Genomic DNA, 14,202 nt, shown 5'->3' on the forward strand with positions numbered 1-14,202 from the left:
ATTTGTATTTATGTTTTTAAACAATTCTGAATTCTAACAAATACAAAGTATTGTATGATAAAGATTATCTCCTACAATCATCCCATCAGACCCTGGAAAATTTATGGTTTAAACCGAATAGAGGACCCCGCCACCGGTTCACAATATTTATATATCAATCCAGTGTAATTCCCTTTCATCAACGCAACATTTGAGGCAATTTATCTATGGTCACCCAATTATATGAAAAAATTCTAGTTGCAATCGACGGTTCTGACCGAAATAAAACCGCAATTGAAGAGGCCCTGAGGATAGCCCGCGGAACTGGATCTATGGTATATGCGGTATTTGTAAAGGATATCCATCGGTACAATTCCACACCAACAGATGTCATAATGGTCGATCTTCAGGTTACTATCCAGAAACTAGCTGAAGATGCACTTGCGGTTGTCCGCGACCTTTCTGAAGGAGTAAACCTGGAGACCGTCGTTCTTGAGGGAAAACCGGATGTCGAAATTGTCAGGTTTGCAGAAGAAAAGGGTATTGACCTTATCGTTATCGGTACAAATGCAAAACGGGGATTTGAACGACTGCTCCTTGGCAGTGTTGCTGAGCAGGTCATCAGGACGACATCCTGCAAGATACTTGTAGTAAAGTGATAAGACGGCTAGGAAGGCCGGATGAATAACTGAGTCGCAGAGAAGAGGAAGCAGTAGCCACAACGGTTCCCGGTGTTTTATCTATATTGCTGGAGAAACACAACGGAATTCACCTTAATAGATACTCGAATCATTCACCCGGCTCTCAAGATCTGCCAGTTCCTGCTCGAGTTCGTGTAGTTTCTTTGATGTACTCGCAATCTCTTTTTTAATCCTTCGAATATTCATTCGGTTACAACTCACTGACAGATATTCTTTCCCCAGTTCTTCCGTGATATACTGTTCTAACTGACTACGGAGAACAACAAAATAGGGATTACCCCTGATTTATTTCTCCCGGAATTCCAGTTTTCCAATCGTATTCCCTTTCGTATGAACTCCCTGTCCACCTCATATTCCATTACTGCCGTCTTTTCACTAAGGGTCGCCCCTTTCCGGTTCCATTCGCCATATTCTGCCATATCTCATCAAAGGAAGACGAATTACCGGAGGTTAATAATTATATTAGGAGGGACACCGGTATCATACCTTGTCTGCCTCGCCCATTTAGAGAGAACGGGGAAACATGATGCGTTTCTTCCGTATCAGATAAGTGAATCATTAGATAACGATTAATGTCAATATCATCATTAGACCGTTTTTGTATCATGAAGCCGTTATACAACACCCATAATAGTCAGTCATAATCCTTGAAATTCCCATAATCAACTTCTAATTATTTGTTTCCTGGTCTTTTTTTTGTTTAAGTGAGATTTCTAATCGAATCAACTTTAACAATTCATTGTATGGATTCTCTCCTTTTTTTGGTAAAAATAAATGTGGGCTTACAACTGAAATACAACCATTCTTTCCCTTCATATCTGATTGCTTGGTGCTAAACAGAATTACCGGGATATTGTTGCATTCTGATTGAACTATTCCAAAAAGAGAAATAGCAGAATTGAGAGGAAGGAAATATTCTGCAATTATGATATCATATCTGACTTTTGATATCCGTTCTATTGCTTCTTCCAATGAACGACAGATATCAACCTGAATATCCAGATTTTCTTCAAGTACTTTTTTTACTTTTAAACGTGCTTTTTCATTTTTGTCTATATATAAACAGAGAATCATGAATACCCCAAAAAATTATTTTTGTGGGTGGAGGTGATGAGGCACTATCCCCTCTTCGATCTCTTCAACTCCATGAATTACTTGATCAATAAATGCCAGAATTGCTGGCATAACTACGATAGCCCCAATTAAAGAGAATAACACTGCAATGATGGTCGTAAGCCCGAAATTACTGATAATCGGAAATGTGGAAAGAATTAAGGCTGAAAACCCGAAAAAGGTTGCGAATCCTGATACCATAATTGCAGATCCTATTCTACTGACACTGCTTTGTAATGCTTCAATAACATTATCTGTCTTTTCCCTTTCTTCGATGTACCGCTCCATTACTAAAATGGTATATTCAGCAGCAACACCGATAGTCATCGAGCCAAGACAGGCAGTCATAGGGTTATACGTGATACCCATAACATACATGGCAACAGCGTTCCATCCGACAATCGCGAAAATTGGAACGATAGGCGTAATTGCGTAGATATTCCGGTAGACAAGTGCAAGAAACAGTACTACAAGGATAAATCCTGCATATGTAATAGGCTCCTTACTTTCAATAATGTAATCTACTAACAATGTAAATAAACCAAAGTCGCCAGTAATGTTGGCCTGAATTCCTGGTGGTGGTGGATATAACCTGAGATCTCCTTCGATGTTTTTCTTGAGATCACTCTTCGATTGAGTCTCAAGTTTTACGGTATAAAACTCAAAGAGAGCCTCATTATTGCCCCTTACATAAGTTTCCTTGATGTTTTCAGGAATTCTATCCAGGACTTGTTCCAGCTCACTTTGTGTTTTAGGCAGAACTCCATTATTATATGCAACAAGATAATCAAGTATACTTGAAGAGCGAATAATTTTGGTTTTGCTTTTTTGCTCGAAATCAATGAACTCCTTCATCCATTTCATCGTATTAATTGTCATAACATCCGATCCGCGGATCAGAATCGGCACAGAATCAGTAGAGCCTATGTTCCGGGTTACTTTATCGAGATTAGCCTTTGCTGGCATATCTGGGGGAACAAATGCTTTCTCATTTGTGTCAACCGGGATCATGGGATCTAGTTGGAGCCCTATTATTGCAAGCAGGAGAACGATGAGCAGAATGGGAACTGGACGTTTTGCAATAAATATTGCCGTTTTCGAGAGAGAATGATCGACAACAGTTCCAAATTTGGAAACGCCATGACCTTTTGCCTTATAATTAATTAAAATCGCTATCAGTGGAATACCTATTAACGAAGTAATGTAGCAGGTAACTACACCGATAATACTTACAAGTCCAAATCCCTGCATCATAGGAATTGGAGAAAGAAACATTGCAATAAATCCCATGCAGGTTGCAAGCATGGCGTATAATACAGCGGGTCCGGTTTTTGTAATGGTAGTTTTGATTGCCTCTGGAAGGGGATTGTTTCGTGCTTCTTCTTCAAGACGTGAGTGAAACTGAATGGCATAATCTATCCCAAGTCCAATTATCACAGGAAATGCCGAAATTACAGCCAAACTTATTTTCATCCCTGATAGCCCGATGAACCCGAAAGAGAACAGCAAGCCTGCAGCGACAATAAAGACCGGAATAAACCGATGGTTTACATACCCGAAGAGAAGTCCCATAATAATGACCATGAGAATCATGGCTGCCATAATGAGAACACCCAGGGATTTGCCCATCTCTACTTCCATTTGTTGTTTAAATGCTGCCGTTCCGGTGATCTTAATTGACACTCCCGGTGGAGTGTTCGTGCTATCCAGGAAATTTTGAAGGTTTGATATCGCAGCTTTTCGTTTTTCAAGTGCTAATCCAGATTCAAGATTTATCTGAACCAAGTTTAGCATTCCGGTGGGTGTATATAATTGAATCGCCGATTCCGGAACTTTACTCATCACATTCTTCATCTCACCTGATGATGCAGGAATTACCTGATTATTCAGGGATTTGACTACATCTGAAATACTGGATATTGATGAGATATACTGAAGGTTTAAGATCGGTTTTTCAATGGAGTCGATATATTGCAGAAGAGAGGGACTCGTAGAATCTCCTGATTCTATGAGTAGGATTACTGAATCCTTTTGAAATTTGTCAGAATAATGATTATTAAGTATTCCTTCAGGAGATGAAGCACGTAGATAATTTTCATTTCCTGTTGACATTGATACCATGGATAATCCAAAGAGAGAGATTACCATGAGTACCAGAATAATTTTTGATAGTGTTCCTGGCTTTGCCAGTATCAGATCCGCAATATGAGAAAAAATTGAAGGCATTATCTCTGCCTCATTTACTTCTGTCGTTGCTTTCGTTGTTTTTCACGGATAGTATATACTCCTCCGAGAATCAGTACCAGAATTATTCCAATGACTCCGGGGTTTGATAAAAATGCTGCAGGACCTTCAGGTTTAACAACATTAATTGGAACTTTGATGGTATCTGATACATGACTGTCATCCAGGGAATCGCGGTATTTGATCTCTGAATCAAGACCATAGACTTTGGTGTCTGCATCTGATGTCAGGGTCAGCCCAAAGCGTGCATTAGCGCTCTCTCCTGGTTTTAAATCTCCAAGGTATGCAAGATCATCGCTGCTTGAAAATGGATCTACTGCACTTATTCTCGCTTCTGCACTGTATACTGTGACTGAACCATCGTTTTTATACGTAACTTCTACCGGTTTTTTATTACCTGGATTAATTTTTGGGGCATCACTGGTAACGGTAAAATGAACCTTGGATCCTACAGGGATTCCGACTCGTTTAAACGGTGACATCAGTGTCTTCCCATCTCCATTGTCATACACCATACCAACACTGATTGGATATTCCTGTGGATGGGCATCTTCGGATACACTCACTTTGTATGTCACTGTTGTGGTGTCGTTTGGAGCGATTGTTCCAACGTATACTCCATTTGAAACAGGAACAATTGGAGAGTCAACGGATCTGTTTAGGTATGCAATCGCACCTGTTCCCGCGTCATTTCCTATGTTTTTCAACGTAAGGGTAACATTACCGGAACCTCCTGCATTGATGTTATCGGTTTTTACATCAACAACTGCCAGGTTGATTGCTGACTGGACGATAAATGGAAGATTATCCTCGAATTTTTTGTTCAGGTACCTGTATGAAATGGTATCAGTTCCATCCTGATCAGCACTGTTCAGGTACGTGTAATCAAGGGTGATTGGAAGATCATATTTCCCTGCTTTGGCATCATCAGGTAAGTATACTTCAAATGTCGCGACTGTGCTATCAGATCCCTTAATATCTCCAATCATTTGGGAATCTGATTTTATCAATGCCTGACTATTCCCGGGAGATAATGAAACCGTAACCATCTTGGCGGTGTTTGGACTGTCATCCCGGTCAATAATTCCAGATTCAACAAATTTAAGTTTATTTAATCCTGAATTTTGTACTTTTATCTGAAATGGAATTGTTGTACCTGGTGTGAATTCATTATTCCCGACAATACTGACCGAAAGATTAGGAGACCCGGTCATATATTTTGTTCCTGCAAGAACTGGGGTTGCAGTACCAGCCACGAGGACACATATCAAAATGAGCAATAATGAGATATTTGTCATAGTAATTGGTGTAGACTTTTCTCGTATGGTATGTGTTAACCCATGTCCTTTTTGCCATTGTATTAATCCATTTTTAAATAATTTCATTTCATTATCTCCAAAATTTGAATTGTAATTAAAACCATGATGTATCAATTAATCTCTTGATTCTCAAGATTCGGAGATTATCCTATGAATCTGAATAATTGAATCAAGGGTATACGTGTAGACGAACATTAGTGAACCTTAGAGACGATTTCTATGAACTTTTCACCAGAGCGACAGAGGGCTCTCAGATCTCCTTCTGGGAGGGATGAAATACGATTTTGAATCATATTTCGCATCTGTTCTTTAAATAATTCCAACTGCTTTCTTCCTTTTTGGGTGATACTGATGTTGATTACCCTTCTGTCATTCTGATCATTATGACGTTCTATCAATCCCTCAATGACGAGTGAATCCACTAAAGTGGTCATATGAGGTTTTGAAATGTAGAGTAATTTTCCAAGCTGGGACATTGATAGCATCGGAATCTCATAAAGTTGGATTAGAAGGCGTAACTTCAGTTCCTGTATTCCTGTGTTCGTTTTTCTTTCAGCTAAAAAGAGAACATTATGATACAATTCAATGATCTCCATTAAGCAGTCCACGGCCTTAGATTCTACCGTCTTGTCCATAACTCGTTCTACACTATATTGATTGTTTCATAAGTTGATAATTGTATTGGTTTATTGTAATCATAATATACTGTGTGGTCACATCTCTTTGTTTGCAATTTTAACCTATGAGATACCGAACAAAAAACAATATAAAAAATTTACAAAATATCCATATTCCTCATGAAAAATGAGATCTGGGGAATTATCGACGTGGTTTCTCTTTTTAGAAAAGATGCTAATTATTCTCTGTCAGTTTATAGTAAACATATATTATTATAAACTTTAGAGACGATCATGTTCTGTAGAAGTGTTGGGGTCGATCTGGATGATTCTGTAACTGAAAAAATTGGAATAATGATGGTGTCCTTATTTCAAAACAGACCGGGAATTATTTCATCGGCAGTATTTCTTTGATTCGCACGAGTCGTCCTCTTACGATTAAAAAATGCTCTACTGGTGAAATAATCACGTGTATGTATCGTTTAGCGATTGTTGTACATAATATGTCTGCTGACCAGGGAAGAACAATCCTAGAGAACATATTGTAAATTTCCCGCGTTCTAACCCCTTTCATATATATCCACATTCTACCCAAAACCTTCTACGCTCCTTTTTTCCATCGCATATCCTGATTAATTATTTAATATACTTTTATTATCATCATCAAATTTGTATCATTTATCCAAAAATTTAATTTACTATATAAATTATAAACTATGTAATCTAATAGTTTTTAAAATCGCTTAAATACTGCTTAAAATCAAAATTAGTTCGCATTTTTTACTATATTGCGATATTGATTTATCTTACAAAGTTAAAACTCGATTCGCCTTGTGGAAGTTAGTTATCATGTGTGATAACACAACCATCTGGTAATGTGAGGTTATCTCATGAACGCACGAATAGTAGTGGCTTTGATGGTATTTGTCGCATGTGCATGTGTTGTACTTCCGGCATCTGCATCAATCAACAAGGTTAGCCAAGGAGGAGATGTCTTCATTGGTGAAAAAAACCTTGATGTATCTGCAGGGATGGGAGGAGCCAAGCAAATTGCATGGTGGCAGCCAGGAAGCAACTCAGATACAGAACAGCCAGCTGACATTCAGTCAGTCGCAAATTCTAATGCATTTTATGTATCCCCTGATATCTATGTCGGTAAAACGGGAATATGGTATCAGTGGAATGGAACTGTAAAGGGATCTCCGGCAATTAATGTCAAAGAACCATCAGTTTCAATTAAAATCTGGGATGTTACTGCTAATGAAGATGTAACTGGCAAGGCGGTGCCGGTTGGCAATTATGCTGACTTTGCAATAGAAACTAACATGCAGAGTTTTTCAACCCGTCCTGGTTATCAGGCAGCTGATGGTCCATTTAAGATCAAGGTTAAGACCTCTGATGGCGGGGTTTATGAGCAACTCGTTGGAAACAACGGGAAGACGTACCCTCTGACTGGTTTAACCGTGAGCCAACAACTCTGGTACTGGGTTGGAGAAGGTAATGATCATTCCAAGTTCCCTAAAAATGATGGTTGGAACACTGCAGCAGAAGATAAAAACAACAACCGCCTGTATAAAGCCGGTGTTTACACCTTCTGGGCAGAGTGCAATGCCAACGCTATGAAGGACCAGTATAAAGCACCAGATGGATCAGATTACACTGGAAAGACTGTTTCCTCAGTAAAAAGTGTTCAGATAGCTACTGATCAGGTTAAGATAGAAGCTAACAAGGATACTGTCGTGCGTGGCAATCCATTCTCTGTTACTGTTACCGGTGTACCAAATGCAGAATACTTCATTTGGGTTAAAGATACCAACTCTATGACTGGAGCATCTACCGATCAGCCACCAATGATCCTGACGACTCAGGATAACCTCAAACAGGATGATCCGGCAGGTCCGTATGAGATAGGTAAATATCAGTATGAAGGTGGTGCAGGAAAAACTATCAAACAGGATGTTCCTGATGACCCGGATTACCACGGAACCAAGTGTTATGCTCAGGTAAAACTGAATTCCAGTGGTACCCGTACTGTTGAGTTTAAAACAACCAAAGATACAAAAGACAAGAAGTACACGGTTCGTGTAGAACGCAAAGTAGGAAACCAGTTCAAGTCTGATGAAGTTGATATCAAAGTAGAGAAAGGCGATGTAACAATTGTCGCTGCAGGTGACCAAAGTTACTACCTTGGTGAAGAAGTCAAGCTTTCTGGTACTAATTCAGAAACTGATATGACCTATCTGTTCGTGACTGGTCCAAACCTTCCAACACTAGGGGCGAGCCTAAAGAATCCAAAACAGGAAATTAACAATAATCAGCCTCAGTCATTCGATGAAGCGGATGTACAGGATGATGATACCTGGGAGAAGAAATGGCAGACTCAAAACCTTGAGCTTGATGCAGGGACTTACACGATCTATGCGGTAAGTGCTCCTAATGACAAGGACCACCTCAACGATGCTGAGTATGATACAGTCTCTCTTGTTATCAAGAAACCATACATCCAGGCAACTGCATCAACCAGTGTCATCGCAAAGGGTGACAAACTCTACATCAGAGGTACAGCAGAAGGCGATCCCTCAAAGGGTGTTGCACTCTGGGTTCTTGGTAAGAACAAAGTCATGTACGATACTGAATCAGTCAATGATGACATGACATTCGAAAAGGAATACAAAGAAGGAGTCACGAAAGAGCTCTATGCTGGTCAGTACTTTGTCATTATCCAGCACCCGATGTACAATGACGAATTTGATGTATATCCTGACAATCCATTGAACCCCCAGAATGTTCTCGGTACCTACCCGACCCGTGGTTCTCAACTCTTTAAGATCGGAGGACAGGGTGCATTACAGGGTACTGATGCTGCAGAAGCACTCGTTCAGGCAATCAACAACGCTATGGTTGATGATACCTACACAAAACTTGCATTCCTTGTAGAGGAGCCAAAAGTTACTATTAATCCAATTGGTGAACAGAAGGTAGGAGCCAAGTTTGACGTTAGTGGTACCACCAATCTGGCATACGACGACAATGATCTCCTTGTTGAGATTACGTCCTCATCATTCAAACCCACAGACAAGTCACAAAGTGGTGAATTCAGTGGTGCAACTGGAACTGTAAAAGTTCAGCAGGGCACGGATGGTCTGAACAAGTGGAGTTTCAATGTTGATGCATCCACATTTAAGCCAGATGAGTACATCGTTCGTGTGTCCGGTGTTACAACCGATGTCGTTGAAACTTCATTGTTTAATGTAGTAGAAGCAGGCAGTACTCAGGTTAAAGCATCAGGATCCCCAGCAGCAAATGTTACTCCGGTTTCATCCGCTGTGAAGAATGTAACTTCGAATGCAACATCTAATGTAACTGAGAAAGCAACGGTCTTAACAGAGAAACCGACAACTGTTGTAACAACCGTTCCGCCGACTCAAAAACCAACAACCGTTCCAACAACTCCTGAACCAACCAAAAAGTCTCCAGGATTTGGTATACTTGCTACACTGGCAGGTCTTGGAGCAGTTGCATTCATTATGTTGCGTAGAAACTAAGGAATTCCTTAGTAATCTTTTTTTAGACGACTCTGGTGACTATTATCATCTGATATCGAAAAGAGTATTGTCGTGTTTCCCCATTATTTTAGTTAATTTTAACTAATATATTGCCCATATCTGGATGGAATAACCTGTACATGGCTCTCGCATGTATAAAAAACAATTTTAAAAGCAGTATATACAATACTGCAAATTTTGGGCTCTATATTAATTTAGATGATTATATCATCCAATTAATTAGTGTAGAAATAGTTGAAGTAGTGGTATTAGAATTAGAAAATTCAAAGAAACCAGATTTGGATATCTTTATTGGTTGGAGAAAGATTGAGTAGATTTTGTTGATTATCGGCAGGACAACCAGGTTGTACTCTCTCTTGGTTTCAATGAATTTGAGGTTCTGATTTTTTTAAAAATCTGTTCTCCTTTCTAATGCTAAATACTCATCTACCTATACCAATTAGTTTACTAAGGTTATAATCATACTGGTGTAATATACTCATTCAGAAATATTTACTAATTTTATGAGATGAAATAATATTATGGATTTGTGATGGTCTCAATAAAGGAGTTCGTGAATATTTCCAATATCTAACAAGATCCTTATAGAATGATTCTCACAGAAAGAGTGAGTTTAAAAAAATATTAGTGTAGTTTATCAATAAAATTAGGGTATTTCTTTCGAATATTCATGATTTTTGTTACACATTCAGCAAGAGTTTCCAGATCTTCAGGAGATATAACTTCTAACTTCCTTCTTACTTCAACACGAAGAAGTTCACGAACATCTTTGAATTTTTTCTGCCCTTCTTTGGTCAATTGAATATTTATTATCCTTCTGTCCCCTGGATCAGGAAGACGCTCAACCAACCCTTCTGCACTGAGTGCATCTACAATTTTGGTAATATATGTCTTGGAGACTGACAAAAGATCTCCAAGTTCTTTCATTGACAGTGATTTTGACAAAAAGAGATGATATAATAACCGGTAATGTGCATCCGGAATCCCGGTTAATGATGGGCGCATTGAAATGAGATCTTCAACTTGAAATTCGATAAAATCAGAAAATTTATCGATATCCTTTTTGTTATTTTTATTAACCATAATCCTGTTTTTTTATCTTGTTCAAATACTTTGTATAAGATTTTTATTGGAATAATCTACTTATATTAGTATCAATTTTTCGGATTTATAAAACCTCCAGGAAAACGAGGTTTCAAAGTTATTCTTGGATTTGAAAACATAAATATTAATATTCACTAAAATAGTTCCTGAATTTTCGGATTCCATTTATTTGGGATGTAATGAGGAGAGTCCGCACTTGTTTCAGGTCTTGAGAAGATCTTGGCTGACACTATCCGGTGATTTGTATTCAGAAGATTTTCGACGTTTAATCCCTTTCTTCCTGAACTATTAACCGAAAATTGTCCTCCCAGATATTAGTGGTTCTAGATGCTATATATATACCTGTATGATTATTATCTGAATCTGGGTCTCCGGTATGGGAGAATATGATTTCTGGGCGGCAGGTTTCTACCCGGTGAATGGATTAGGGCTCTCTACCCTGCTGCCAGAGAAGAGATACGATATCGGTGCTGATGCTTCAATTGTAAGAATTATTACAGGATATGTTCAGTTATTAGGTTTTTCTTGTAGTCGATAGAGAGATCCTTTATTGTATCTGGTTAAAAATCTCCTATGCAAAAGTTATCTCTTATCGGTGTATTACCTTTCATTATCATCATATTTATGGCAATATGTCCGGTACATGCTGCAACACTTTCGAATTCATTTGTACAAGAGACTCCTACACCGCAGCCTACACCATATCCCTATCAGACATACTCACCGTCATATTGGACTGTATTTCCTACTCCCACTGAAACGGATGTAGATACTCGGCAACGGATACTTGATAAAGCGAATTCGTGGTTTGGGATGGGATTGGAACAGTTACAGAAAAATAACTATGATGCCGCTGTAGGGGATTTTAAACTCGCCTTATTAATTGATCCGGGAAATAGTACTATTCAAAATGGGTTGACTACAGCACAGAATCATGGAAATACTACAACTTAATTTTTTAGAGATTAATTACAATGAATCAGGTTGATGAAAATTTTTGTTTCTTTGCTTACATCTTAAAACCAGATGAATCTGTAGTATAGGATCGGTCGTTGGCAAACCCGGGATCTTATTCTTGAAGGCACAGAATCCGAACAATGTGTTGAATTGTTATATGACAAGATGAGTATCAGTATTCGCTTGTGATTCCTGCAGATCAGAAATCTACTCTGCTGATAGAACTTAACTATATTTAGTAATTATGATGTTTTTGCAGATAGGTAAGGACCTTATCAGATTCCAACCACCGGGTGTCTAATTGTTTGATTAAATCATCAATCTGGTTGATATAATAAAAAATATTATTGGATGTAACCGGATCACAGGATTCAGCTAAAATTGCGAGAATTGTTAATGGATTTCTAATACCGTCATTTAGAATTGAAAACTCAGCAAAATTCTTTTTGAGTTGATTGAGAGAAATCTCGTTTTCTGACTCTACTTTTTTTCTTCTTGTGATATCATCAATAGTACCTTCCAGGAAATGGATCTTTCCGTCTTCTTTTCTAATGACTTTCTCATTTATTGATATCCAGATAATTGATCCATCTTTACGATATTTCTCTGTTTCAAATCCTCTTACCTCTCCATTTACTTCAAGAAGGTGAAATAGTTTGTCAAAATCTTCAGGATGAACATACATCTGGTTTTTAACATCTGTTATAGTTGCTTTCAACTCTTCCGGAGTGTCAAATCCATGTATTCGTGCAAATGCAGGATTCACATCTATTATGGAGCCATCTTTTGTTTCTTTAAATATTCCCAGGATAGCATCCTGAAATATCGAACGGTATTTATGTTCGCTTTCCTGAAGGGCTTCTTTCGTTTTTGCAAGTTGGAAATATTGATCTTTTAAGGATTCTTCAGATGAAAGAAGTTCTTCATAGGCAGATGCCAGTTCCTCCCTGCTTTTTAAAACCTGATTAAGGTATTTCTCTTCTTTTGTTCTATCATTGATAATACCACAGAAAATACCTTCATCGCCAAATTGACCATAACTTATACTAATCTGGAGGTTTTTTTGATCATCCTGAGTACCATTCAGTAAAGCTATCTCAGACGTAGAACCTGTTGTCTTTGCCAGATTCATTAATTCATCCCATGTATTTGATTGGAGGATAAAGGGAAGAGTGCTCACATGAGATTGAATAACTTTTTCTTTTGATTGAAATGAAAATTCAGAGAACGTAATATTTGTGTCATAGATAATGCCCTCATTATTAAACCAGAATATTCCTTCCTTTAGATGTTCTATAGAATGGGCTAATTTTTTTAGTGCATTTTGTGCAATAGTTTCCGGGGTAATATCTGCTATGTACCCTTCAATTGCAACCAACACGTCTTCTTGGAATACTCCCCTGCCTTGCTCCCAAACCCATTTAATAGATCCGTCTTTACAGATAATCCGATAATTTAATTGAAAAGGTCGATTTTTAATTATTCCGTCTTCCACAAAATCCCAGACCTTTTGTTGATCTTCTGGATGAATTACCGATCCATACGAAATATCCCGGTTAAATAGCATTTCTTCCTTTTGATATCCTGTTAATGAGAAGACCCCATCACTGATTACCATCATTGTCCAATCGGCATCGTTCTTACAGCGATATACCATTCCGGGAAGATTGTCTGTTAATGTTTGAAGAACACGGCTTTTTTCTTCCAACTTTTCTTCAATCTCTTTCCTTGCCGTAATATCTGTATGTGTACCTACGATTCGAGCAGCGATTCCATCTGGATTCCACTCTACAACCTTCCCTCTCGCTAAAATCCAAAAATAGGTATTATCACGTTGTTTTACACGGTATTCAATGGCGAAATTATCACCATGTTCAAGAGTTTTAATAAAATGTGATCGAACACGTTCTTGATCGTTTGGATGAATGAGCGAAATCCAGTGTTCGAAGTCTGGAGCAAAGGCACCTGGTTCATATCCACACATCCTGTAAAACTGAGGAGAGAGAAAGAGGACACCTGAAGAAATATTGTAATCCCACAATCCATCATTGATTGATTCTAACGTGAGAGCATATCTCTTTTCGCTAACTTCAAGAGCCTGTTTACTTAAAGTAAGTTCATTATAATTGGTGCGAAGTTCCTCTTCAACTGAAACAATTTCTTCATATGCAGCCTGAAGTTCTTCGTTTTTCCTAAATAGTTCTTCTTCTGCTTTTCTTTTTGCTACAGCCTGTTTGACCTGATGTCTGAGATCAGCAAATTGCGACCTAGGATCACCACCCTTTTGGACGTAAAAGTCAACTCCGTTATTAATTGCAGCAATGGCCACATCTTCTCGTCCTCTGCCCGTAAACAGAATAAAAGGAATATTTCCAATTGTAGACCTGACTTTTTTTAGTAATTCTATTCCATTCATTCCCGGCATTTCATAATCAGAAATAATAATATCATACCGGTTTGAATTGATTACATCAAGAGCACCAATTGGTGAAGAGATAGTGTCAACGGAAAAATCTCCATCTTTTTCAAGATAGATTTTCGATATCTCTAAAAAAAGTTTTTCATCATCAATATGGAGTATAGAGATCATCGAATTCACATT

At 38.2% G+C, this 14,202-nt stretch carries 11 protein-coding genes; 5 read left to right on the forward strand and 6 right to left on the reverse strand.

From position 1 onward, the window contains the following. The first annotated feature begins 206 nt into the window (after positions 1-206). Entirely contained in the window at positions 207-638 is a 432-nt protein-coding gene (locus DK846_RS11135; RefSeq protein WP_109969031.1) for a universal stress protein, read from the forward strand. 711 nt (positions 639-1,349) lie between these two features. Here the strand turns inward: DK846_RS11135 and DK846_RS11145 are convergent. From DK846_RS11145 to DK846_RS11160, 4 genes are all read right to left on the reverse strand, one after another. After that, positions 1,350-1,754, reverse strand: coding sequence for a response regulator (locus DK846_RS11145; RefSeq protein ID WP_109969032.1), 405 nt, complete (start codon positions 1,752-1,754; stop codon positions 1,350-1,352). A gap of 15 nt (positions 1,755-1,769) precedes the next feature. Beyond that, positions 1,770-4,019, reverse strand: a complete 2,250-nt coding sequence (locus tag DK846_RS11150; protein WP_109969033.1) for an efflux RND transporter permease subunit — start codon at positions 4,017-4,019, stop codon at positions 1,770-1,772. A gap of 14 nt (positions 4,020-4,033) precedes the next feature. Further along, a complete protein-coding gene (locus DK846_RS11155; RefSeq protein ID WP_146201207.1) occupies positions 4,034-5,422 on the reverse strand; it encodes a COG1361 S-layer family protein in 1,389 nt (462 codons plus the stop codon). Positions 5,423-5,550: 128 nt separating this feature from the next. Next, the gene (locus DK846_RS11160) at positions 5,551-5,991 is read right to left on the reverse strand and encodes a MarR family winged helix-turn-helix transcriptional regulator (protein ID WP_109969035.1); all 441 of its coding nucleotides are present in this window, start codon (positions 5,989-5,991) and stop codon (positions 5,551-5,553) included. Positions 5,992-6,863: 872 nt separating this feature from the next. On the opposite strand from DK846_RS11160, the gene DK846_RS11165 reads away from it, so the two are divergent. Together DK846_RS11165 and DK846_RS11170 are read left to right on the forward strand one after the other, a co-directional pair. Then, positions 6,864-9,518 carry an MEMAR_RS02690 family S-layer glycoprotein gene (locus tag DK846_RS11165; RefSeq protein WP_109969036.1) on the forward strand — a complete coding sequence of 885 codons (2,655 nt, stop codon included), beginning with the start codon at positions 6,864-6,866 and terminating at the stop codon, positions 9,516-9,518. 140 nt (positions 9,519-9,658) lie between these two features. Further along, complete coding sequence (locus DK846_RS11170) at positions 9,659-9,853, forward strand: hypothetical protein (protein ID WP_109969037.1); 195 nt, start codon at positions 9,659-9,661, stop codon at positions 9,851-9,853. A gap of 310 nt (positions 9,854-10,163) precedes the next feature. Here DK846_RS11170 and DK846_RS11175 read toward each other — a convergent pair whose 3' ends face one another. Beyond that, positions 10,164-10,544 carry a MarR family winged helix-turn-helix transcriptional regulator gene (locus DK846_RS11175; RefSeq protein ID WP_181391741.1) on the reverse strand — a complete coding sequence of 127 codons (381 nt, stop codon included), beginning with the start codon at positions 10,542-10,544 and terminating at the stop codon, positions 10,164-10,166. Between the two features lie 475 nt (positions 10,545-11,019). Here DK846_RS11175 and DK846_RS17670 point away from each other — a divergent pair, with 475 nt between their 5' ends. Together DK846_RS17670 and DK846_RS11180 are read left to right on the forward strand one after the other, a co-directional pair. Next, positions 11,020-11,181 carry a hypothetical protein gene (locus tag DK846_RS17670; protein ID WP_181391742.1) on the forward strand — a complete coding sequence of 54 codons (162 nt, stop codon included), beginning with the start codon at positions 11,020-11,022 and terminating at the stop codon, positions 11,179-11,181. Positions 11,182-11,216: 35 nt separating this feature from the next. After that, positions 11,217-11,597, forward strand: coding sequence for a tetratricopeptide repeat protein (locus DK846_RS11180; RefSeq protein WP_109969039.1), 381 nt, complete (start codon positions 11,217-11,219; stop codon positions 11,595-11,597). A 238-nt stretch (positions 11,598-11,835) separates the two neighbouring features. Here DK846_RS11180 and DK846_RS11185 read toward each other — a convergent pair whose 3' ends face one another. Continuing rightward, a complete protein-coding gene (locus DK846_RS11185; RefSeq protein ID WP_109969040.1) occupies positions 11,836-14,190 on the reverse strand; it encodes a PAS domain-containing response regulator in 2,355 nt (784 codons plus the stop codon). Positions 14,191-14,202 lie beyond the last annotated feature (12 nt).

Source organism: Methanospirillum lacunae, from assembly GCF_003173355.1.
Lineage (GTDB): Archaea > Halobacteriota > Methanomicrobia > Methanomicrobiales > Methanospirillaceae > Methanospirillum > Methanospirillum lacunae.